The sequence below is a fragment of the Chryseolinea lacunae genome (genome assembly GCF_016735595.1).
Classification (GTDB): domain Bacteria; phylum Bacteroidota; class Bacteroidia; order Cytophagales; family Cyclobacteriaceae; genus Chryseolinea; species Chryseolinea lacunae.
This window is the reverse complement of sequence record NZ_JAERRB010000011.1, coordinates 1-23,161: the sequence shown is the minus strand read 5'-3', so window position 1 is coordinate 23,161 and position 23,161 is coordinate 1. Positions and strand designations below refer to the sequence as shown.

15 protein-coding genes are annotated in these 23,161 nt (G+C 50.6%); 6 read left to right on the top strand and 9 right to left on the bottom strand.

Annotated features, from left to right (window positions below):
- Nucleotides 1-107: 107 nt before the first annotated feature.
- The 4 genes from JI741_RS24530 to JI741_RS24515 all read right to left on the bottom strand — a co-directional run bounded on the left by JI741_RS24530 (nucleotide 108) and on the right by JI741_RS24515 (nucleotide 6,860).
- Nucleotides 108-1,133: a glycoside hydrolase family 26 protein gene (locus tag JI741_RS24530; RefSeq protein WP_202014082.1), complete on the bottom strand. Its 1,026-nt coding sequence runs from the start codon at nucleotides 1,131-1,133 to the stop codon at nucleotides 108-110.
- Nucleotides 1,134-1,319: 186 nt separating this feature from the next.
- Nucleotides 1,320-2,252: an SGBP N-terminal domain-containing protein gene (locus JI741_RS24525; protein ID WP_202014081.1), complete on the bottom strand. Its 933-nt coding sequence runs from the start codon at nucleotides 2,250-2,252 to the stop codon at nucleotides 1,320-1,322.
- Nucleotides 2,253-2,263: 11 nt separating this feature from the next.
- Complete coding sequence (locus tag JI741_RS24520; RefSeq protein ID WP_202014080.1) at nucleotides 2,264-3,775, bottom strand: RagB/SusD family nutrient uptake outer membrane protein; 1,512 nt, start codon at nucleotides 3,773-3,775, stop codon at nucleotides 2,264-2,266.
- 22 nt (nucleotides 3,776-3,797) lie between these two features.
- Nucleotides 3,798-6,860, bottom strand: a complete 3,063-nt coding sequence (locus JI741_RS24515) for a SusC/RagA family TonB-linked outer membrane protein (protein WP_202014079.1) — start codon at nucleotides 6,858-6,860, stop codon at nucleotides 3,798-3,800.
- A 217-nt stretch (nucleotides 6,861-7,077) separates the two neighbouring features.
- On the opposite strand from JI741_RS24515, the gene JI741_RS24510 reads away from it, so the two are divergent.
- Nucleotides 7,078-11,313: a hybrid sensor histidine kinase/response regulator transcription factor gene (locus JI741_RS24510; protein WP_202014078.1), complete on the top strand. Its 4,236-nt coding sequence runs from the start codon at nucleotides 7,078-7,080 to the stop codon at nucleotides 11,311-11,313.
- An 88-nt stretch (nucleotides 11,314-11,401) separates the two neighbouring features.
- Here the strand turns inward: JI741_RS24510 and JI741_RS24505 are convergent, their stop codons facing one another.
- A complete protein-coding gene (locus JI741_RS24505; RefSeq protein ID WP_202014077.1) occupies nucleotides 11,402-11,923 on the bottom strand; it encodes an SMI1/KNR4 family protein in 522 nt (173 codons plus the stop codon).
- Between the two features lie 171 nt (nucleotides 11,924-12,094).
- On the opposite strand from JI741_RS24505, the gene JI741_RS24500 reads away from it, so the two are divergent.
- Both JI741_RS24500 and JI741_RS24495 read left to right on the top strand, forming a co-directional pair.
- Complete coding sequence (locus JI741_RS24500) at nucleotides 12,095-12,904, top strand: hypothetical protein (protein WP_202014076.1); 810 nt, start codon at nucleotides 12,095-12,097, stop codon at nucleotides 12,902-12,904.
- Between the two features lie 486 nt (nucleotides 12,905-13,390).
- Nucleotides 13,391-14,398 carry an IS110 family RNA-guided transposase gene (locus JI741_RS24495; protein WP_202014075.1) on the top strand — a complete coding sequence of 336 codons (1,008 nt, stop codon included), beginning with the start codon at nucleotides 13,391-13,393 and terminating at the stop codon, nucleotides 14,396-14,398.
- A 153-nt stretch (nucleotides 14,399-14,551) separates the two neighbouring features.
- Here the strand turns inward: JI741_RS24495 and JI741_RS24490 are convergent, their stop codons facing one another.
- The 3 genes from JI741_RS24490 to JI741_RS24480 form a co-directional block, all read right to left on the bottom strand.
- Nucleotides 14,552-15,268, bottom strand: a complete 717-nt coding sequence (locus JI741_RS24490; RefSeq protein ID WP_202014074.1) for a hypothetical protein — start codon at nucleotides 15,266-15,268, stop codon at nucleotides 14,552-14,554.
- 384 nt (nucleotides 15,269-15,652) lie between these two features.
- A complete protein-coding gene (locus JI741_RS24485; RefSeq protein WP_202014073.1) occupies nucleotides 15,653-16,762 on the bottom strand; it encodes a pyridoxal phosphate-dependent aminotransferase in 1,110 nt (369 codons plus the stop codon).
- Nucleotides 16,763-16,874: 112 nt separating this feature from the next.
- A complete protein-coding gene (locus tag JI741_RS24480; protein WP_202014072.1) occupies nucleotides 16,875-17,645 on the bottom strand; it encodes an alpha/beta hydrolase in 771 nt (256 codons plus the stop codon).
- A gap of 404 nt (nucleotides 17,646-18,049) precedes the next feature.
- Here JI741_RS24480 and JI741_RS24475 point away from each other — a divergent pair, with 404 nt between their 5' ends.
- Together JI741_RS24475 and JI741_RS24470 are read left to right on the top strand one after the other, a co-directional pair.
- Nucleotides 18,050-18,370, top strand: a complete 321-nt coding sequence (locus tag JI741_RS24475) for an SdpI family protein (protein ID WP_202014071.1) — start codon at nucleotides 18,050-18,052, stop codon at nucleotides 18,368-18,370.
- A gap of 322 nt (nucleotides 18,371-18,692) precedes the next feature.
- Nucleotides 18,693-21,119: an ABC transporter permease gene (locus tag JI741_RS24470; RefSeq protein WP_236676260.1), complete on the top strand. Its 2,427-nt coding sequence runs from the start codon at nucleotides 18,693-18,695 to the stop codon at nucleotides 21,117-21,119.
- An 858-nt stretch (nucleotides 21,120-21,977) separates the two neighbouring features.
- Here the strand turns inward: JI741_RS24470 and JI741_RS24465 are convergent.
- A complete protein-coding gene (locus JI741_RS24465; RefSeq protein ID WP_202014070.1) occupies nucleotides 21,978-22,331 on the bottom strand; it encodes a hypothetical protein in 354 nt (117 codons plus the stop codon).
- 237 nt (nucleotides 22,332-22,568) lie between these two features.
- Here JI741_RS24465 and JI741_RS24460 point away from each other — a divergent pair, with 237 nt between their 5' ends.
- On the top strand, nucleotides 22,569-23,006 hold the full coding sequence (locus JI741_RS24460) for a helix-turn-helix domain-containing protein (RefSeq protein ID WP_202014069.1): 438 nt from the start codon (nucleotides 22,569-22,571) through the stop codon (nucleotides 23,004-23,006).
- Nucleotides 23,007-23,161 lie beyond the last annotated feature (155 nt).

Genomic DNA, 23,161 nt, shown 5'->3' with positions numbered 1-23,161 from the left:
TTCTTGCATTCTTTACTGCTATTACGATCAAAATAAAAGGCCCGGTTCATCGCCGGGCCTTTCGTTTACCTAAACTACTCTTCGTCTAAACTTACTACTCAACACAATCACCACCCCGGCAACTCATCAAGCGTCTTCACATATAAACCTTTATACAACGCCTTTATCTCTTCATTTGAATTACTATCAAACGTTAATTCCGACCAGCTCATGAAGAAGGACCACTTGGGTTGGGCGATCAATTGAGCGACGGTGGGAAGCTTCTGGCATTCGCCGATGGCAATGGGTTTGCCTTTGGCGGCGTTCACAATGGTGGTGTATTTTAGTGTTGAGTAGCCGCTGCCGTTGTCGTAGAAGTCGAGGGCCAGCACGTCCCAGTATTCGTCGCCGGGGTTGTAGCTGGTTACGTCGCTGGTCAGGGTTTCGAAGTCTTGCACATCCCAGACCCAGATCAGGTTGGTGAGGCCTTTGGTGTTTTTAAAGTAGTCGTGTGTGAGTTGATAGAGTTTGCGTGTGCCGTTGGCGCCGGGGCGACCTCCCCACCAAAAAGCGCCCTGGTTCATTTCGTGAAGAGGGCGCCACAACACTTCCACCTTGTTGTCTTCGAGGAATTGCAGGTAGGTGGCCACTTCGTCCATCATCGCTTTCCATTTGGTGTTGATGGGGGTTCCGTCGGTGAGGAGTTCGGTCCATTGGGCGTCGGTCATTTTGCTGAGCACACCGTCGGTGTTCCACTCGCAGGGTTGCGAGAGCGCGGGGTTGCATGCGTGCCACATCAGGTTCACGACAGCGCCTTTCCTCCATTGCTTCAATGCTTCTTCCACCATGATCTGGCGGTTGTTGATGTTGTCTTGCTGGAACAAAAAGTCGCCGCTCCACAGGGCAGGATATTTTCCTGTGGTGTTAAAAATTTCGTTGGTCCACTTTGCCGGTGCGCTGTTGGGCTCGCGGTTGTGAATGCCCGACAGCGTAGACGATCCCGAAATCTTGTAGAGATAGTTCAGGGTTTTGAAGCCCGTGTCGGGATGTATGGTTGTGGTGTCTCCGGGCACAATGGTAACGGGGTCAGTTTCTTTTTCACAGTGAATCAGCGTTCCACATGACAGTACCGTTAGGAACAGGAATATATGCATGCTACGTTTTTTAATATTTACCATAAGGCGTTAGATAGTCAACCGGTTCAAAGCCGCAAGCGCGTTGACAATCCCGCAGGATCGCCAACGCCTCGCCAGCCTAACCCAGCTGTTGCTTTGTGTTAGTGTTGTTATTCCAATCTCTCCTGCCGGTTGCGCGGTGGAGATCCCGAACGTGAACGAGCATCATTGCTTCTTCACGTCAATCCAGAAGCGTCGTGGCTTCTTCACAATCTTGTCGTAGTCGGAATAGATGTTTCCCCAGTCGTCGGTGCCGTTCAGGATGAAGTCGAAGGCTTTGTCGGCAATGGTTTTGGAAAGGCCGTTGCCGAGGTCGATGGTCTTCGCGTCAGAGACTGAGCCGGTGGTTGTGGTGCCGTCGGCAAACTTGAACGTGATGGTTTGTTTGCTGTAGTCGCGTTCCCATGTGCCTTCGCCTTTGGGAATTTTGCGATAGAACTTGTTCACGTCTGTGGGAACCTTGTCTATGAATTGATAGTCGGCATAGAGACCGTCGGTTCCGGCGGTGTTGCTCACGGCGCCAAACGTGTGGCCTTCAGGAGTCACGCCTTTGAATTCGAACGTGAGTATGTTGTCATCTTCTGCCGCCGGGCCACCCGTTGCGGGCCATACCCACGATTTATCAGTGAGTTTCATCACACCGCCGCCGCCATACTCGGGCCCGGTGCCGCCATACAAAACTTGTCCGGTGATTTTGTAGGTGCCCGGAAGTGTTTCGGTGAAGGGCACCAACTCAATCACCCACTCGCGTGTCTGGCCCGATTGCGCCGTTACCGTGTAGGTATATTGGTTGTTGCTTGCCTCAAAATTTACCGGCTCACCCGATGCGGGAAATGTGGTGGCGTGATAGGATGCCTGCAAAATGGGCGACACGTTGTCGAGCTTGGTGTTGGCTTCCATCAACACCTGCACCGATACTTTTCCCGCTTCGCGATCCACAATGGCGGGACCAACCTGCGTTAGTCCTCCACCCAAAGTCACCGCTTCGATGGAGCGTTCGTTGCTCACCACATCGTTATAGGGATCTTTCAGACACGAGCTGCACAGCAATAGCGCCGCGATCACAAAACTATATTGAATACTGATTCTCATCTTCATGGTTCGAATGTTTAAGGCTTCATTAAAGGATTGGTGTCAATTTCCCGTTGGGGTATGGGAAAGAAATAGGCGCCGCTGGTGATGGTCTTGCCATACTTGTTCACCAACACTTCTTCCATGCTGTTTGTCCGACGCAAGTCGAAGAGGCGATTGCCTTCAAAGGCCAGCTCGTTGGCGCGTTCTTCTACCACCGCCTTGCGGAAGGCGTCAACGCTAAGTCCCGGGGCCAGGTCGCCCACACCGGCACGTGCGCGAATTTTGTTGATGGCCGCATAACCTTCGGTTGTGGGTCCAACGCCTTCTGCATACACCAATAAAATATCAGAGTAGCGAACGATGGGTGTGTTGCAGCTGCTGGCGTCGCCGATGCGCAGGGGATCGATATACTTGCGCGTGAACGGGCGCGAGCTGCTGGTGATGTCGAGGTTGTATTCTGTTCCGGCGTTCCAGTATTTGGACACGATCAAGTCGGTCTTGCGCTTGTCGTCGTCGGCATAGTTGTTATAGAGGTTCGCTTCTGTTCTGAAGTGACTCCAGCCCTGACCGATGTTGATCTTTGCGCTGGCCGGATCGCTGGGGTTATACACGATCTCCATGGGCCTGTCGGCCGGAAGAAACATGTTGGGCAGTTTGGAGAAACTTCCTTCGCGGTCGCCACTGCGATCGACGGCCGCATCGAAGATGTGTTCGCTCACGGCGGCTTTCTTGTAGATCTCGGTGTTCCAGATGTCTACCAGGTTGTCGGTGAAGGCAAAGGTGGTTTGTTCGTTCACCACTTTGCCTGCGTAGGCAGCGGCTTGTGTATACATTTCGTCGGCATTGCTAACAAACTCATAGCCTGGTGAGGCTGAGCTTTTGGATGACGCCAGGTGCAGATACACTTTCGCCAGCAAACCTTGTGCGGCCACTTTGTTGGCGCGGCCTTCGCTGATGCGGGGCACCGTGATGAGTTGTTCCGATTGTTTCAGGTCTGCAATGATGAGGTCATACACATCTTTCACCGGCGACTTTGCCAGGGGAATTTGCGTTGGCGTATCGATGGTCTGCAACCGAATGGGCACTTCACCAAACATACGCACGAGGTTAAAGTAGTGCAGGGCGCGCAGGAAGTAGGCTTCACCCACAATCTGATCGCGTGTGGTCTGGTTCATGGCAATGTTGGGCACGTTGGTGATGACACCGTTGGCGCGCGATATGCCGCGATAGATGTAGGTCCACATATCGTCCAGGTTGGAGTTGGTGGCTGTGGTGCGCAACTCGTCCAATTCAAAGTTCGACGTGCCTGCGTCGCCTTTCTGCGTGAGGTTTTCGGTGGGCAACTCCGTCACAATGGTGTAGCCTCTGGAATAGTAGCCCACTTCGGGCAAAATCGAATAGCAATACACAATGGCCGACTCGGCATCCTCCGGTGTTTTATAGAACGTGGTGGAGTTGATGATGCCATAGGGTTGCTCTTCCATGTCGGAGCAACTGAGCAGTGCGGCCGTGAGGAAGGTTCCGTATAAATATTTTCTGTAGTTCATGTTCAGCATTTTTTAATACATGTTAGAGACCAATGTTCAACCCGAGTGTGAAGGCACGCGGTCTGGGGTAGCTGCCGTTGTTGATGCTCAGCTCTCCCACTTCCGGATCAAACCCGCCGTGAAAGCCGGTGAAGGTGTAGAGGTTGTTGCCTGAGAAAAACACACGCAGGCTCTTCACACCTTTGATGGTTTCGGAGGGCAGGTTGTAGCCCACCGTCACGTTCTGCAAGCGCAGAAACGAACCGTCGGTCAGGAAAAAGTCGGAGGCACGATAACCTCGCGAGTTGTTGGCGCGGGGATAGTCGTTGCTGGGGTTGTCGAGTGTCCAGCGCTGCAGCTGGCGGCTGGGCGACATCTTTTGAAAATCGAACACGTCGTTGCCTTGCACGCCATAGAGCTGTGCCGAGAAATCGAATTGTTTGTAGCGCACATTGGTGTTGAAGCTGTAGATGAAATTCGGATTGGGATTGCCAATGATGGTGCGATCCAATTCGTTCACCACGCCATCGGGTTTGCCTTCGGGACCGGAGATGTCGAGGTATTTTATTTCACCAGGTTCTGCGTCGCGACCCGTCAGGCCTGCCTTGATGCCTTCTTCCAACGTCTGAATGATGCCGTCGGTTTTGTAGCCATAGAACGCATACATCGGTTGGTTCACGGTGTAGGTGCTGATCTGTTGGCGCACCGATTCATACAGTGTTCCGATAAGCACCCTGTCGCTCTCGCCCATCGACACCACGCGGTTGCGGTTCATGGTGAAGTTTGCACCCACGGTCCATGTCAACGCATCGGTTGTCAACACTTCTGCGTTGAGGCCCAACTCCACACCACGGTTGCTGATCTCGCCGTCGTTGATCCACTGGCGATCGAAGCCCGATGACGGGGCGATGGTTTGAAGACGCAACAGGTCCGATGTGTTCTTGATGTAATAGTCGGCGGTGAGCGTGAAGCGTTGATCGAGGATGCCGATGTCCAGGCCCACATCAAACGACTTGGTGGTTTCCCACTTCAGCTTGCTGTTGCCAAGGCCCGACACCACGGTGCGTCCCTGCTCGTCGTTGGCGCCGGCAAAGCCAGGACCAAAACCGGTTTTGAAACCGGTGCCCACATAATATTTGTAAGAACCAAAACGATCCTGTGTTTGATACGGCGCAATGCCCTGATTACCGGTGAGGCCATAGCTGGCGCGCAGTTTCAAATCAGACACGGCCGGAATGGCTTGCATGAAATTTTCTTCGTGAATCTTCCACGCCACGGCGCCCGAAGGGAAGAACGCCCACTTGTTGTCGGCACCAAACTTTGTGGAACCATCGGCACGACCCGTCAACGTGAACAGGTAACGATCTTTCAGCACATAGTTGGCGCGACCATACCACGACTGCAATCCAAAACGTTGCAGATCGTTCGAGATGAGCATAGTGCCGGCCGACCCCAGGTTTTCATTCTGCAACACGTCGTTCACAAAATTCTGACCGGTGAGTGTGCTGAAGCGGTTCGTGGTTTTCTGAATGGAGAAACCTCCCGTGAGCGTGATCACATGCACATCGCCAAACGTCTTGTTGATGGTGAAATAATTTTCGTTCAGCAAGTCGTTGTAGTTGCCGTTAACAATGGAGCCGTAGCTGCCTTTGTTGTCAAGTGCGCGTTGTGTGCTGTTGATGGGATCGTATTGATCCTGCACCGAGTTGCCAAACTTTGTGTTAAGCGTGGTGCGGAACTGCAGCCAATCTGTGATCTTGATGTTGGCATACACACTGGCCAGCAGGTCGAATGTTTTTGTTTTATTATACAACTCATTCGCCAGGGCAATGGGGTTTCCAAAATCGGTGGCGCTGGTTTTGAAGTAGTCGCCGTTGGCATCATAGACCGGCCAGATGGGCGAGCGCCCGGCGCCGAGCTGTTGACCACGGCTGTTGGTGTAGGCGAGAATCACATTTGTTCCCACCGTCACCGCGTTGGTGAGCTTTTGGTCGAGGTTCATGCGCCCGGTGTATTTGTCGTAGCCGTTGGCGATGACAAGACCGTCTTCTTTATAGTAGTTGCCCGAAATAGAATATTTTGTTTTATCCGAACCACCATCGGCCGTGAGTGTGTAGCTCTGCGAATGTGGATTGCGATATACAAGGTCAACCCAATCGGTGTTGTATGGCCATTGTGGTTTGTTGGGATCAAGGCCACGCAGCTCGGCTATAGATGGATAATAAACGCCGCCGCGTGTGGTGCCGATGAACGGAATGTCGGCAGGTGATGAGCCGCCTGTTGTGGCCGCCTCGTTATCGTAGGTCGCTTGCTCAACCGGATCGCGCCAAACGTCGGGCTTCACAGCAAGTGTAGATACGGTTTGCAGCGTGTTGAACGTGATGCGGGGCGAGCCCGAACGACCTTTGCGCGTGGTGACGAGGATGACACCGTTGGCACCGCGCGATCCATAGATGGCGGCAGCCGATGCATCTTTCAACACTTCAATCGATTCAATATCGTCGGGGTTGATCTGTTTCAAGTTACCGGCATCACCCCAGGGGTACCCGTCAACCACAACCAGTGGATCTTTCGAGCCGTTGAGTGAGCTGGCACCGCGAATACGGATGGTGGCACCCGACCCCGGCTGACCACCGTTGGTGATGACTTGCACGCCAGCAATTTTTCCTTGCAGCAATTGGTCCATCGACGACGCCGGTGTTTTGTTGAGGTTGTCACCTTTCAATGTGGCCACCGAACCGGTGAGATCGCTCTTTTTCATTTCGCCATAGCCCACCACCACAACCTCTTGCAAGGTGCTGATGTCTTCGGTGAGCACGATGTTGAATTCGGTTTGCGAACCCACTTTAGCTTCCTGCGATTGGAAGCCGACAAACGAGAACACCAGTGTGGCGTCGGCACTTCCGACCTGAAGTTTGAACTTGCCGTCGGCGTCGGTGGTGGTGCCGGTGGACGTTCCCTTAACCATGATAGAGACACCGGGCAAGGGCTGGCTTTGGCCGTCCTTTACTGTGCCTGTGACTAACCCATCGGACTGTGCTTGCACAACCCAGGGGACTAAAAAGAATAGCACCGTCAGGTAATAGAGTAGTCGTCGTTTTATCATAAATGATGTTTTTAGTTGAATAATGGGCCTAAAAGTAGCGGCGACGCTGCTCGGACTCTTGTACAATAGTCCGGATTCCTAAAAATTTCATTCGATTGAACCGTTCAAAAAATCGAATGCGCCATCTGCCTGCAAAACTTGCTAATTTTGAAGGGCGCCAATCTCCTTATTATATAGAAGGCACGAGCGGCTTGCGATTTTGACCGGAGGAAGGTTTATGAGAAGATTCAGCATCACCGCAATTTTAGTGTTGACAACCCTGCTCGCGTTTGCACAACGCGGCAACTATAACATCTATAATCTATCGAGCGAAAACGGTCTGCCTACCAGCGACTTCCAGTTTGTGTATCAGGATTCGTATGGTTTTTTATGGCTCGCTTCTTATGATGGACTCTTTCGCTGGGACGGCTATGCATTCAAAAAATATTATCACAACGAAAAAGATCCCAACAGCCTGAATCACAACATCGTTTATTCGGTGTTTGAGGACAGCCAACGTCACCTCTGGATCGGCACCATAGAAGGCCTGAACCTCTACGACCGCGCCATCGACGGTTTTATTAAATGCACCATCGGCCAACAGGGCCAGAAAATTCCCGTCAACGCCATTCTCGAAGATTCTAAACACAGACTTTGGCTGGGCACTTCGTTCGGGCTTTGCACCTACGACCACACGCGCGGCACATCGGAGTGGCACAACAACCAAAGCAGCGACGACATCATCTTTGCCCTGGCCGTAGACGCCAGCGACAACATCTGGGCAGGCACCTTCAACGACGGCCTGCGCATGTTCTCGCCCGAAACCAAAACGTTCACCAGCTTTCGCCACACCAAAAACGATGCGCGCACCATTGCCAGCGACAAAATAAAAAGTCTGCTCATCGACCACGAAAACAAAATCTGGGTGGGCACGGCCGACAACGGTGTGTCGGTAGTGAACACGCATGGGAAAGTTTTGAAACACTATCCGCACTTCACCAAAGATCAGTCGGCCATTCAAGGCACCATCAATTGCATCTATGAAGACAAGCGCAAAACCATTTGGATTGGCGTGGGCCGCGAGTCTTTATTCTATATGGACGGCGACCATCCCGAACCACTCACCGAAACGCTGAACGACAACAATCAAAATCAATTTCTCTCTGTCAGTTCGATTTGTGAAGACAGCTTTGGCAACATCTGGTTTGCCACCAACGGCAACGGCCTGTTCTATACCAACGCCACCAAAAACGTTTTTGAAAACTACCTGCGCACTACGGGCAATGTGAAAGGACTGGAGTCGAACACCGTGACGTGCTTCTATGAAGACACGAACCAAAACATCTGGATCGGCACCGACGGCGGCGGGCTGCTGAAGTTTGATCCACGCAACAAATCGTTCGCACGCTTCACGGCGGCCACCCATAAATTCAGCAGCAACGCCATCAGCGACATCAAAGGCGATGCGCACGGCAACCTGTGGCTCACCACCTGGCACGGTGGTGTTATTCAATTCGATCCGCAAACCAATCGCGTCGCCAACTTTGTGAACGACCCGGCCAACGAGAACTCCTTAATATATAACGACGCCAAAACGCTGCTGGTAGACGACACCATTCTCTGGATCGGAACACACGGGAAAGGGCTGACGGCCTATGACTTTAAACGCCGCGCGTTTATCCATCACAAAAACAACACCGTCTTCCCCTTCAACCTGAACCTGCCCGCGTGGATAAACCACCTGTATAAAGATTCGAAACAACGTCTCTGGATCAGCACCTATGGCGGCCTGTTCGTGTTCGATGGCAAACGCCTGGACCACTACACGCACTCCACCGACACCCTCACCATCAGCAGCAACTCCGTGAACATGGTGACGGAAGACAACACCGGAAGGATTTGGGTGATCAGTGAATCGGGCGGACTGGACCGCTACGACGAACGCGCCAACAACTTTGTGCGCCTCAGCGAAAAGTTTCACCTGCCCGAAACCATGAAGGCTATTGTGGCCGACGAGCGCAACACGCTATGGATCACTTCTAACGAAGGTATCATCTCTTTTAATGAAGACACCCACACGCTGAAACGCTACGACGCTTCGGAAGGCTTGCAGGGCAACACCTTCTTTCACAAAGCCGCGCTGCGTGCAAAGAACGGCAAACTCTACCTGGGTGGTCCGCGAGGTTTCAACGCATTTCATCCCGACAGCCTCAAGGCCTTGCCCATCCCCTCGCACTTCTATTTGACAGACCTCTATATCTACAATCAAAAGCAAACACCCAACAGCAGCACGTCGCCGCTCAAAAAAGTGTTGTCGCTCACCGATCAGCTCACACTCACCCATGAGCAGTCGTTCTTCTCTATTGAGTTTGCTGCCGTTAATTTTTATTCGCCCACAAAGACGCAGTATGCCTACATCCTGGAAGGGCTGCACGACCAATGGATCGATCTGCAAAAAGAAAGAAAGGTGTCGTTCACCAACCTTGATCCGGGAACCTACACACTCCGCGTTCGCTACACGGACATTGCAGGCGCGTGGGACAAGGCTGAAAACAAATTCAGCATCGTTATTCTGCCCCCGTGGTGGAAGACGTTGTGGTTTAAGTTCGCAGTAGTTATTCTGGCCATCACAGTCATCAGTGGTGTATTCTACATCAGAGTGAATGCCATCAAAAAACGAAACGAGTTTCTGAAAGACGAAGTGCAACGGCGCACACACGAGCTGAGCGAAGCCAATGAATTTCTGATCGAACGAAATGAAGAGATCAATCTACAGAAAGAACGCCTCGAAGAATTTAACGAAGAGATCCTGCGGCAGTCCGACAAAATTCTTGATCAGCAAATGCACATCTCCGGTCAAAACCAAAAGCTGGAGCATCACGTGGATGAACTGCAGAAGCTGAACAAAACCAAAGATCACTTCTTCTCCATCCTGGCCCACGACCTGAAGAACCCCATCTCAGCCCTGACGGGTATTTCTGATTTTGTGAAGAACAATTTCACCAAGCTGGAAAAGAAGGATGCACAGGAATATCTGAACAGCATCTACAAATCGTCGAACGCCATCTACGATTTGCTGATCAACTTACTAAACTGGTCGCAGACGCAATCGAAGAGCATTGAATATTCGCCCGTGACTGTGAGCGTGAAGGAGCTCGTGCAAGAGAATGCCACACTGCTCGAACAACAGTTCACGAACAAACACATCACTTTGCAAATTAACGTAAACCCCGAGCACTTCATTTTCGCGGACTATAACATGACCAACACCGTGATCCGGAACATTCTGAGCAACAGCGTCAAGTTCACCGAATACAATGGCACCGTCACCATCACCTCACACGAACACGACGACGAAATTATTCTCAGCCTGTCCGACACCGGCGTGGGCATGACACGCGACCAACTGCAAGCCCTGTTCAAGCTCGACAAAAGCAACATCTCCGTAGGCACCGCCGGCGAACGCGGCACCGGCCTGGGACTGATCGTGTCGAAAGAGTTTATCGAAATAAACAAAGGTCGCATCGAGGTGCAGAGCGAAGCAGGCAAGGGCACCACGTTCCTCATCACCCTGCCGAAAGCCGTGGCCGCCACGAAAGGAAAAACAAAGCTCACAAAGATGACGGTGGCCAACGACTCGCTTGCCCTCGGTTTCTGGGAAGCATTCCCCATGGAAAAGCTCACCAAAATCAAAGGCAAGAAAATCCTGATCGTCGACGACAACCGCGAGCTGCGCACCTACCTGAAGCTGCTCATCTCCGAAACATTCGAAATCTTTGAAGCCGAGAATGGCAAAGAAGGATTGGCGCTGGCCCTTGAAGTTCAACCCACCGCCATCATCTCCGACATCATCATGCCCCAGATGAACGGCATCGAGTTTTGCAAAGAAATAAAAGGCAACACCTCTACCAGCCACATTCCCGTGATCCTGCTCACCAGCCAATCGGAAGAGCGAAGTCAGCTGTCGGGCTATGAAGCGGGCGCCGATGCGTATCTGACCAAGCCCGTTAAAAAAGAAATTCTCATCCAGGTGATCCTGAACCTCATCCAAAACCAGGAAAAAGTGCGCGAACGCATGCGCGACAACATCCTCGGCGACAACACCACCCATTCCGAAAACATTGTGGTGAACAAACGCGACGAAGAATTCCTGAACCGCCTCATCGAGTTCATCAACCAAAACCTGAGCGACACCACGCTTGATGCCCGCATTCTTGGCGAAGAGTTCGGCATCAGCCGCAGCATCCTCTATACAAAAATAAAAACGCTCACCGGCCAGAGTGTGCATGAGTTTATCAAGTCCATTCGTCTCAAGCAGAGTTTGAAACTTTTGCTGGAAGGCAGGCTCACGATCAGCCAGGTCGCGTTGGAAGTTGGCTTTAACAGTCACTCCTACTTTGACAAGTGTTTTATCAAGCAGTTTGGTATGGGACCGAAGGAATATGTGAATAAGCGGAAGGGAAGCAAAGTGTAGAGGCCTTTGCAACAAAAGATGCTGTCAACACAAAAAATTCAAGCAGAGACGGATCTGAAACACGACATCACGTCGTCACTCATCCTATTCAATCCAACGTGGTGAGGCCTCGCACAAACGTTTCAAAGTCTTTGGCCACAAACGTCACCTTATAGTCCGACTCCTGATCCACATGCACTACCTGCGGCTCACCGTCTTTGCCGCACTGCGAATAGTCGAGCAGCACCATGTCGTGCCCGGCCGAGGGGCTTGTGCAGATGTAGACGCCGAGCGCCGGATAACCCCAGTCGTCGATCATGAATTTGCTTCCCGAGTGGCCGCACACCGAATAGGCTTTGGTGCGACCAAGGCCCAAGATGCCGGCAATTTCAATATGTTTGCCTCCCCAGGTAGTCACTTCAGTTGTACGAAATCCATTGTGAACAGGAATGCCGCCATTTTGCGAGTGCATCAATTCTATATAGGACGCTGGCAGCTTGTAGCCCAACTCCTGCTCAATCCCGGCAATGAGATCGTCGGTGAGGGGTTCGCTGATGTAGCGCTTGCGGGCATAGTCGCTGTCTTTCCAGAAGGCGGTCAAATCAAAATCGTGAAATATCTTCTTTTCCATAGCGGGCGAAAAGATAGGGTTCGAAAAGGATGCGTCATAAGGGTTGGGATGATTTTTATTTTAGTGGCGACCAGAATTAACCCGCTGGCGTCAACACCTAAATCCCCTGGAGCATGAAGAAATTTTTCCCGATACCGTAAACAATCACGTTGCTTGGCTACGTTTGTGTTTATGATGCAGCCGAAAAGCTTCCTGAAATTCATAGTTCTGACTTTGCCTCTCTTCGCGACGGCGGTTCCTTCATGGGGACAAGTCGTCAAAAAAATCATTCTCACCAGCCAAATGGTCGACGAACCCCCAACAAAAGAAGGTCGCCGCCCACTTTATGCACTGGAATTTAAGAAAGACGAGAATGGCGATTTCGTGGCCTCAACAATGCATAAGGACAAAAAAGAAATCGCGCTACGCGAAACGGCCATGTTAACTAAAGACAGCGTTGCGAGAGTTCTCCAATGGAAAACGGCCGGGAAAAATCTTTTCACCCCTGACGAACTTGGCCTGGACTACAACACCTTAAAAACCGCAGCCAAAGCCAGCCGCTACGACCTGAACTTTGAACTTCCGCGTGACTTTGTTATCCGCATCGATTCTTTCAACTTTTGCTTTCCTTACAAGACAACGTATACCATCTCCATCGGCGGCATCACGCTAGCAATGCAGGTGCTTTATGAATCCGGACCACCGTTGGAGCTTATTCTCAATTCTTACGACACGGACACTAACAAGTCCAACCTTATCAATTATTTCATTTGCAGTACTTTATTTAGAAATCACCTGCCGAGTGAGTTTCCTCACAATAATTTCCTTTCTGAATATGAGTCGATTGAGATGGTGCTGTATTATCAGAAAACTATTGAGTGCGAGGGTTTCTACTACAAAGAGTTCATCGATCAACATCCCACCATGACCGCGAAGGAAAAGAGAATGAAGGCGAATTGGGATTTCGGGGTGTATTTGAAGCAGCGGAAGAGGAAAAAGTAACGTGTGTCTTTTGATGTCGTGGCGAAGTTTAACATTTGTTCTAACCCCAACGTCAAAGGCAAGTCTCCCGTCTCGGGGACTTGGCGCATTCCGAAGCTGTAATTCATTCGTAAGAACATTTGTCGTTCCAAAACAACATAGTCCCCGAAGCGGGAGACTATGTTGGGACACTCGTCAAAGGCAAGTCTCCCGCCTCCTTTAGACTTGTATTCACAATAAGACATCACTTCACCATCATCATAGTGATTTTTTCTTTTTTGGTTCTTTTTTCTTTTGTTGAAGGATGTGAATTTGTGGATAACGTTAACAACTGACTGAGGTGACTTAATCTCGCCGCAAGGCTTTTCGGCCTATTCCTCGATTTAATCCTCAGTCAGTTTTTCTAAACAAGCATCAAATAGAAATTTAGGTTAGCAGGCCTATTATTAAGGTTTTGATAGTGTTTAGAAGCGTTAACGGATACATTAATTATCAAAAGACTAATTTATGAAAACTGTTTATTTTTTAGGGATAGACATCGCAAAGAAAAAATTCGATGGTGCCCTCACCGTGGATGGCAAGAATTTCCACCCGATTGAAGCCGAAAATGCAAGCAAGCCAATCCAGGCCTTGTTTAGTGATCTAAAGAAGAAGTTTTCAATTTCGTACGATCAACTTGTTGTGTGTATGGAGCACACGGGGATTTATTGTCGGCCGTTGCTTGAGTTTCTGATCGGAAATCAGATTCAGGTATGTGTTGAATCCGCATTTCAAATAAAGCAATCCCAGGGCCTTGTGCGTGGAAAGACTGACAAAATTGATGCTCAGCGTATCGCGCTATACGCTTACAAAAACCGCGAAAGTCTCAAATTCTGGACTCCTCAGAGATTGATTATCCAGAAACTAAAAGCCCTGTTGGTAACCCGAGAACGCCTGGTGAAAGTCAAAACTGAACTGCAGGGACCAATAAAAGAATGCGAGGAATTTATCGAAGAGTCATTATACAAAGCGATAGCGAAGAGTTGTCAAAGTTCGATTAAAAGCCTGAAAAATGATATTCAAAAGATTGAGAAGACAATAGATGCTCTGGTCAAAAGCGACACTGAAATAGATCGACAATATCAATTGGTAACCTCGGTCACCGGGCTGGGCAAGATCACAGGATTGAATATAATTGTCTCCACAGCAGAATTCACTCGTATCAAGGATGCAAAGAAGTTTGCCTGTTACTCGGGAGTGGCCCCGTTTGAACACAGTTCAGGAAGTTCTGTTAGAGGAAAGACACGGGTATCCAAAATGGCCAATATGACCCTCAAGAAATTGTTGCATATGGCAGCCATGACAGCTATGGTCCACGACGACGACTTAAAAACATACTATCACAGGAAAGTATTAGAGGGTAAAAACAAAATGAGTGTTATCAACGCTGTGCGTAATAAGTTGATAAGTCGCGTTTTTGCTTGCGTCAACAACAACAGACTATATCAAAAAAATTACCAAAATGCCCTTGCTTGAAACATAGAAATCGGGGACTTGGCGTATTCCGAAGCCAAACGTTGATCGCAAAGGACATTGCTCATTTAAAACGCATAGTCACGAAGCGCAGACTATGCTACGACCTCCAATTGTACAATGTGTTAACTCACCTATGTTTTTATCAAAGCATTGCTACTGCCCCGTCAACGTCACCGCCAAATTTGCAAACGTCCGGTTCTGGTCGCCGTTTACGGTTATGGTTTCGAATGAGGTTTCGTTGAATGCGAGGGAGCGGGATTGTTTGAAGGAGGTGGAGTCGAAGCTGAGGGTGCCGCCCTGGTGATTGGTGAATTGATAGTTGACGATGGGTGATGAATTTATGTTGATTGTGGTGACGGTGGTATCTTCGAAAATCAAGGTGTTGCACGAGGAGAAGCCGGCGGTCACGGTTTGATAGGGGCCAATAAGCCTAAGGCTGTTTATGAACACGACACTGGTTAGCGAAACCGTGTTTATTTGGTTTGTTGCTACGACCTCAACGGTTTGGATCGAGCAGTCGTTGAGCGACACCGAATTGACATTGCCGTCAACCGTTAACGTCGTGGACTGGCCCATGCCCGAGAGTGACAGGCTTCCTATGGAGGCGTCGTCTTCGATGCAGAGCAACGAGAAGTTGGTGTTCTGACCTACCAAAACTAATGACGGGATCTGCGTCAGCGTGCCCGCGATGGTGAGCGATTGCACGGGCGACTCGTTTAGCGCAAGCATGGGTATCTCGCAATTGAGGATGATGACGGGGTTCTGGAAATTCTGCATCATGGCTTCAACGTTGCCGGTCACACTCATATTTTCGATGACGCCACCGGTCATCATGAGCTGAAGAAAATCCTGGGGTGAGATGGGGTTCATATATAAAGGGGGTTACGTGACAACATAAAAAACAACAAAGCCCTTCCAACAACCTTGCCAGTGTTGGATGGGCTCCATAATTTCGAATGTACCAAACGCATCTTGCTCTTCCTACCGATGACACCAAAATGGTGCACCCCCATAAACAGTGGTCATCACAAACCAGCCAGCGGCGATAATCCTGTTTCTTGGTTGTCTTCAGCCTTGGATGCTTGTTGGCATATCACAGAAAACAATGATGCCGTTTGTGCCCGTGCCTTCAGTCACGAGCGTAACTTTTCATGATACTCTTCCCTGTTGAGACCGTTGGAGAATCACATCACTGTCTTAAAAAATGCGCGTGTGGGGCGCGAGCTCTACATAGAAAAAAAACATTCATCACCCCTACCCCACCCGCGTCTCTTCAATCGCCTTCAAAATATTATTCAACCCCTTGCTCAGTTTTTCAGACGTGTCCCAGCTGTAGCCAATGCGTAAATATCGGGGGTCTTCCTCAAACCAATGGCCGCGGCCCACATAGGTGGCATAGGTGTGGAGCAGTGTATGGTGAAAGGCGTCGGTGTTGATGGCGACGTTTTGTTTTATGCGGGGGAAGCATACGCAGCCGCCCTGGGGTTCAACCCATTCCAGCACGTGTTGATGGGCCATGAAGGTTTTGAGGATGTTGAAGTTTTTCAGAATGGTGGCTTGCACGGGGGCGAAGAGGGCGTCTTTGCGTTGAAGGTATTGATAGGCAATTTCTTCGTCGACTACCGAGTTGGTGATGCAGATTTGTTCTTTGGCTGCGAGAAAAGTTTCCATCAGCGTTTTGTTTGTGGAGAGTAGCCACCCGATGCGGATGCCGGGAAGGCCAAACGATTTTGACATCGACGAGATGCTGATGACGCGATCGGACAACGTGGCCGCCACTGGCAATTTGTCTACGAACGACATTTCGCGATAGGTCTCGTCCAGCAACACATAACATCCTTTGCGTTCGGCCAATGCCACAACAGCCTTCAGCTTGGCCAGGTCGATCATCACGCCTGTGGGGTTGTGTGGGTAGGTGATGCTGATCAGTTTTGTTTGCGGGGTGATCAATGCTTCGAGGGCGGCCAGGTCGAGCGCGAAGTTGTTTTCGAACAGCATGGGGAGATAAGAAACCTTTGCCCCGATGGCGCGGGGTGTTTCGATGTTGGTGGCGTAGTTTGATTTGGCCACCACCATGTGATCGCCCGCACTGAGCAGCGACGTGGCCACAATGAACAAAGCCGTAGCGGCGCCCGACGTGACGAGCACGTGATCGGGCAACAGGTTTGCAGCGGCGGCAATGCATTCGCGCAACGCGGGCTTGCCCAGGTGGTCGCCATAGAACAAGGTGAGGTTGTCGATGGAAATGCCCAGGTCGCTTAGCTTCTGATCGGTGAAGGAGCTTTCGGACAGATTGCAATCAATGTTCTCATATCCGAAACCTTCGGGGGCTTCTATCTCGATGGGCATTCGTCGGTAGTGCATGGTGCGCGGGGTGTTGTTGAACTAAAGATCCGTTTGCCGAATGGAAAAACTATTCCGACAGCGGTCGTTCTAAAATACAACTATTTCCCGGCACCAGGCCTCGAATGCCGCGTCAGAGTTTTTCGTACCAATCCAGAATGTAGTCCGCTACTTTTTCCCAGCCCGGTTCGCCACATATAAAGTGGCTCTTGCCTTCGAAGATGTTCAGGTTTACCCGGCTGTTTTTGTCTTTGTATTTGCCGGCCAGGGTTCGGGTGAGAGACGGCGGGAATATGTTGTCGCTTCCGCCACCAATAAACAACACGGGGTCGTGAGGTTTGCCGAAATCAATATTCGAATAAGAATTTAACACCAGTTCGCGGCTCACTTTATAACTTTCGGGCACGGCAACGCTTTCAAACGCCGGACCTCTTTCTGTTTCGGGCAAGGTGTTGAAAAAACATTTGTCGTACCATTCACGACTCCCCATGAAGTAGGGTTTCGACGAAAAGAAACCAAATGCAGGCAACACTGCTTTTAGTGTTGTGAAGGGAGGAAACACATTCTTTGGCGGCGCACCGTCAATGCTCACCGCCGCCGCAGTTTTTCCCAGCTCCAACAACTTCATAGCGGCCATGCCCGCCATGGAATGACCAATGACCAATGGCTTCTCAGGCAAGGTGTCGATGAGTCGGGAGATGTTGTTGACTACATCTATAAATCCTGTTTTGGTGAGGTTGGGATGAACCTTGCTTCGCAGGTCGGCGGGCTTCCCATCGTGACCGGGGTTTGCCGGGGTGTGAACGCTATAGCCTTTTTGTTCATAGTAGGTTTTCCACTTTGCCCAACTAATGTTGTTCACAAAGTTTCCGTGGATAAGGATAATCGATTTTGATTTTGACATGGGTAGGGGTTTAAGTGACAGTATAAAGATAGGGAATATGGTTTTTTGTGTAAAAGGCGGTATGGCATAATCGCATGTACATATCGCAACTGCTAACGATTACGCTGGGGTTGGATATAGAATTTGTGCATTTTCTAAACTCCTTTCGGATTTTGAAACGTGGAGTAGGCGAAGGATTTACCTGAAAAAACTGGCGATGAATAATAGGCTATCCGAATGAAGGGAGGGTAATGTACAGGGCAAACACAATGCAAATTTGTCGACTGACCGAATCCGCATTTTGCATACTGAAGAATAATTTCAGTGTGATCATGTACTATTACCTAAAGAAATCACGGCGCCCTGAATTATCAACTATATTCAGAACACTTGCCTAAGCTTGCTTCAACCTAAACACAAACTATATGCTTTCCTACATCGTGGCAGGCCTGACCATATTGGTGATTGGACTAATCATTAAATATTCAAAAATCGATCGAAACTATTGGCTCGGCTACAGGACACCACGGTCCATGAAATCGCCGGCGCACTGGACCTTTGCCAACCAGCGCATGGCACTCCACGCGGTCATCATCGGCGTCCTCTCTACGGTGGCTGGCGTTGTCTTTTGCTATGGCAAGGTGAACAGTATCTATTTGATGATTTTCACGCTGTCACTATTATTGATTTCAATTGTTGATGTGGAAACTGCACTCCGTCGCTTTGATCGAGACAAGAAGGATTAGTCAGGCCTGAAGAAAGATTTTAAAGGTTATGGGCTTCGCCGACAATGCAACCCGTGCGAAAACAAAACCAACATCCCGCCGATCAACCAGAACAACGATGCCGGTATTCCAAACTCCAACGTTGGTATTCCTCTGAAACGGCGTGCCTTCTGACCGATCTATTGCATGCCGAACTCACATTACCGTTCAGGCTAATCGCTGCCATAAATCCAACCAAAACCTAATACAGAACAAACATTTTAGGGCGCCAAAACAAAATCAGGGTAGATTATTTATTATCTTAACTTCTGGCAACTTCATCCTCACCCTATCCCCTATCGGTATGAACATGATTCGAAACTACGTCGTCATTGCCTTCCGGAATTTTGGGAGGGAGAAAGTCTATACGGTGTTGAATGTGATTGGGCTGTCGCTGGGCATGGCGGCTTGCCTGCTCATTGTGCAGTATGTGGCGTACGAGAAAAGTTTCGACACGTTTCATTCGCGCGCGGGCGACATCTATCGTCTTCAATATAACAATTGGCAAAACGGGCAGCTTAGCTTCGAGAGTGCCGTGGCCGTGCCCGCTGCGGGTGCTGCGCTGAAACAGAATTTTCCGGAAGTGGAAGCCCACACGCGCTTTCTTCCCAGCGACGGTGTGGTGAAATATGAAGCGCCCGGACAGGAGCCCATCGCGTTCCGCGAAGAGCGCATTCACTTTGCCGACACCTCGCTCTTCACTGTGTTCGACTTCAAGCTTTTGTCGGGCAATGCCAAAACGTGTTTGAAGGCCCTGAACACCGTGATCGTTTCCAAAAGCACCGCCAAAAAATATTTCAAGAGCGACGACCCCATCGGCAAGCGCCTGCAATACAATGGCGACATGCCCCTGGAAGTGACCGGTGTGTTTGACGACGTGCCTGAAAACTCGCACATCAAATTCGACTTCCTCATTTCATACGCCACCCTGAACGCGCTCACTAAAAACAGCTCGGAAACCTCGTGGGGATGGTATGATTTCTATTGCTTTGTGTTGCTCAAGCCCGGCACCGATGTGAAGGCCCTGCAGGCAAAGTGGGATGCCTACCTCGCCCGTGTGCGCAAAGACGACTGGGAAAAACAAAATGAAAAGCAGGCGTTTATTCTTCGCCCCCTCACCGACATTCACCTCTACTCGAACCTGCTCTACGAAACGTCGCCACAAGACCTTCGCGATGGCGACTCGGTGCATGCGCTCAGCATCATTGCCCTCTTCATCATGTTCATTGCCTGGGTCAACTATGTGAACCTGGCCACGGCACGGTCGCTGAAGAGAGCGGGCGAAGTGGGCGTCAGAAAAGTGGTGGGTGCTTTTCGCGGCCAGCTCATCACTCAATTTCTTACCGAGTCGCTGCTGCTCAACCTCATTGCTGTGGGGCTGGCGCTGGCCATTGTGCGTGGGTCGTGGCCGTCGTTTGCGGCACTCACCGGCTGGAACATTCCGCTCGACTTTTTCTATACACGAAACTTCTGGCTCCTGGTGGCTGCGTTGTTTGTGATGGGCGCCGTTTGCTCGGGCTTTTATCCGGCCATTGTGCTCTCGTCGTTCAAACCCATTTCGGTGTTGAAAGGAAAATTTATTTCGTCTACCCGTGGCAACTACTTGCGAAAGGGGTTGGTCGTTTTTCAATTCGCAGCTTCGGTGTTTCTCATCAGCGGTTCGTTGATTGTTTACCAGCAGCTGCAATACATGAAGACGCTCGACCTGGGCGTGAACATTGACCAGACGCTGGTGCTGAAAGGACCGAGTGTGACCGACTCGTTGTATCTGAAAAACTACGAGACATTCAAGACCGAAGTGCTGCGCATCAAAGGCGTGAAAGGCATCAGCGCGTCGTCGAGCATTCCCGGCGAAGAAAACTATTGGACCGGCGGCATCACGCGACTCTCGGGCGGACCGGAAGGCGCCCTCACTGTGACCACCGTGGCCCTCGACCAGGAACACATTCCGCAGTATGGCATCACCGTTGTGGCCGGTAGAAATTTTGACCGCAGGTTCATTAGCGACAACAAAAAAGTTTTGATAAACGAATCGCTGGCGAAGGCGCTGGCGTTCAAGGACCCTGCCGCCGCCGTGGACGAATGGGTTAGGTTGGGCAGAGACACCTTTCAAATTGCAGGTGTGCTGGAAGACTATCACCAGATGTCGCTCAAGGCGAAAGTGATTCCCGTGGTGTTTCGCTTCGCGCCCTCGGCAGCTTTCTATTCGCTGAAGCTCGAAACCGATAACTATCACGATGTGCTCCAGGCGCTCGATGTTCCCTGGAAACAAACCTTTCCCGGCAACCCCATGGACTATTTTTTTCTCGACCAGTTCTTTAACCGGCAATACGACCGCGACGATCGCTTCGGCCAGGTGTTCACACTCTTCACCGCCCTCGCCATCTTCATTGCCTCGCTCGGTCTGCTCGGCCTCGCCTCGTTCATGACGCTGCAACGCACCAAAGAAATCGGCATCCGCAAAGTGCTCGGCTCTACCGTGCCGGGCATCATCGTGCTGCTCTCCAAAGGGTTTCTCCAACCCGTGATGATCGCCATTGTGCTGGCCTGCCCCCTGGGCTGGTGGCTGATGCACCACTGGCTCGAATCATTTCCTTACCACACCCACATCAGCCTCTGGACCTTTGCCATTTCCGGAGCCATTGTGCTGATGATTGCATTTGTGTCGGTGATCTCACAAACCTTAAAGGCCGCGTTGACAAAACCGGCAGAGACGTTGAAGTGTGAGTGAGGCAACGCGTCCCGGCCCGCTCAAAACCAACATCCCGCCGATCAACCAGAACACCGATGCCGGTATTCAGAACACCGACGTTGGCATTCAGAACTCCGATGCCGGTGTTCCGAGCACCGATGTCGCACTTCTACACTTCGCGTGTCAGGTTCCGAGAGGAAAATTTGTCATGTGTCGGTGCTCAACTACTCAGCGTCCTCACTTCAAGTAGCAACATCGCAGTTCTACATATCAACGTCGGAGCTGTACATATCAACGTCGATAGGTAGACCTCCGACGTTGTCATGTTTTTGTGGAGATTCCGGCTGAAAAGCTGCAACATTGTCACTTTACTATCCAACGCCGGCGAAAAAAGCTGCGACGTCGGTATGCAAAGTATCAACGTCGCAGCTCGCGATGCCGACGTCGGAGAAAAAAGTGTGACTTCTTCGCCAAAAACATGACAACGTTGCTACTTCAACATCCGTCACTGATATGTGGATATGCAACGTCGCAGGTTTCTGCTCCGATGTCGCATAGTAAACTGACAACGTCGGAGTTCTACATATCGACGTCGCATAGTAAAGTGCCGACGTTGACACTTTTTTGTGAAACTTTCGGGCTTTTTTTGCGGTGATTGTCACCTAAATCAAGGATGTTGCCCGGCGATGTGCGGCGGCTGGGTGTTTATTGGGGATCGTTGCGTGTTTTTTCTCCGGTGTTGTATGTTTGAACGCAAACATCGGCGGGTGGAGTGCCGACGTTGGGGTGAAGAACATCGCCTTTGCAGCCCCGGGCTGCGGACTCGGGACTGCAGACAGGAAACACGCCAACCGGCGGATTTTAAAGGCCATTCTGAAAGGCAACATCCCCGCCCCCTCACCCACTGTTTTTGAACACCACCAGGGCTGTGCAAAATGCGAGGGCTTCTTTGGCGAGCGATTCGTTGGTGAGGTGCACCACTTCGGTGTGGTGGGCGAGCAGCTCCACATAGCGTTCGAACATGGCGTCGCTGCCTTGCAGGCCCAGGCAGGCGAAGATGATGGGCGCGAGGTCGAGCTGGTGGGGCGAATGGTTTTCGAGACCCAGGTTGTAGAGGTCGGTGAAGAAGCGACTCATTTTGAGTTCTTCGCGAAGCAGGCACACCGCCAGCTCGGTGTGCGTAGGAAGTTTGAAGAGCGGGTTCATGGTGTTGAAACAAGTTTTGGTAGTGGTGAAAATGTTCATCAGCATGAGGGTCAAAAAAATAATTGGACGAAGGGCTAACGTGTGGGTGGTGCGTTGGGCATGGCGATTGTTTTTTTGTTGTGACGAAGTAAGCCACGCGCAGCAGCATGCGCAAATCGGCTATAGGGCGGTGCATGTATCTGTAGGCGCGGCTAAACCACCACCTCTGCCCCACCCGGCACGACACCGATTGGTGCACGGCGCCCTGTTTGAGAAATTCTAAAATGACCTATCTTTGTTTCTATGACCACGCAACCCGACCAACCCGCACGCGCCCGCCACCTGGGCCAGAACGTGCGCCGCTTCCGCGAACGCAACAAGCTGAAACAAGAAGACCTCGCCGCCCTGCTCGGCGACCCATGGACGCAGAAGAAGATTTCTCAACTGGAAGCAAGAGAGACGATCGATCCGGATGTGCTGGCGGAAGTGGCGAAGGCGTTGAATGTTTCGGCTGACGAAATTAAAAGTTATAGTGAAGAAACGGTATTCTATAACATTCAGAATAATTATGAGGGTTCAAATAATCAAGGCCCGAACATAGAGAACTATCATTGCACGTTCAATCCTTTGGATAAGTTGATTGAAGCTCATGATGAGATTAAGAAATTGAATGCGGCATTATTGAAGGAGAAGGATGAGAAGATTGCATTGTTGGAGAGAATTTTGGGTGAGAAAAAATAAAAATTTAAAAAAATTCACTGACAACACTCACGTAAATTGTAATAGCTAGTACTTGATCTGACAGTTGAGCTAGGGATTCCTTCCTACTAGGCAAAGGTAGCCACCGCTCCAAATAAGTCAAGGGCTTCGCGAGTGGCCGCGCAGAATCCTTCGCA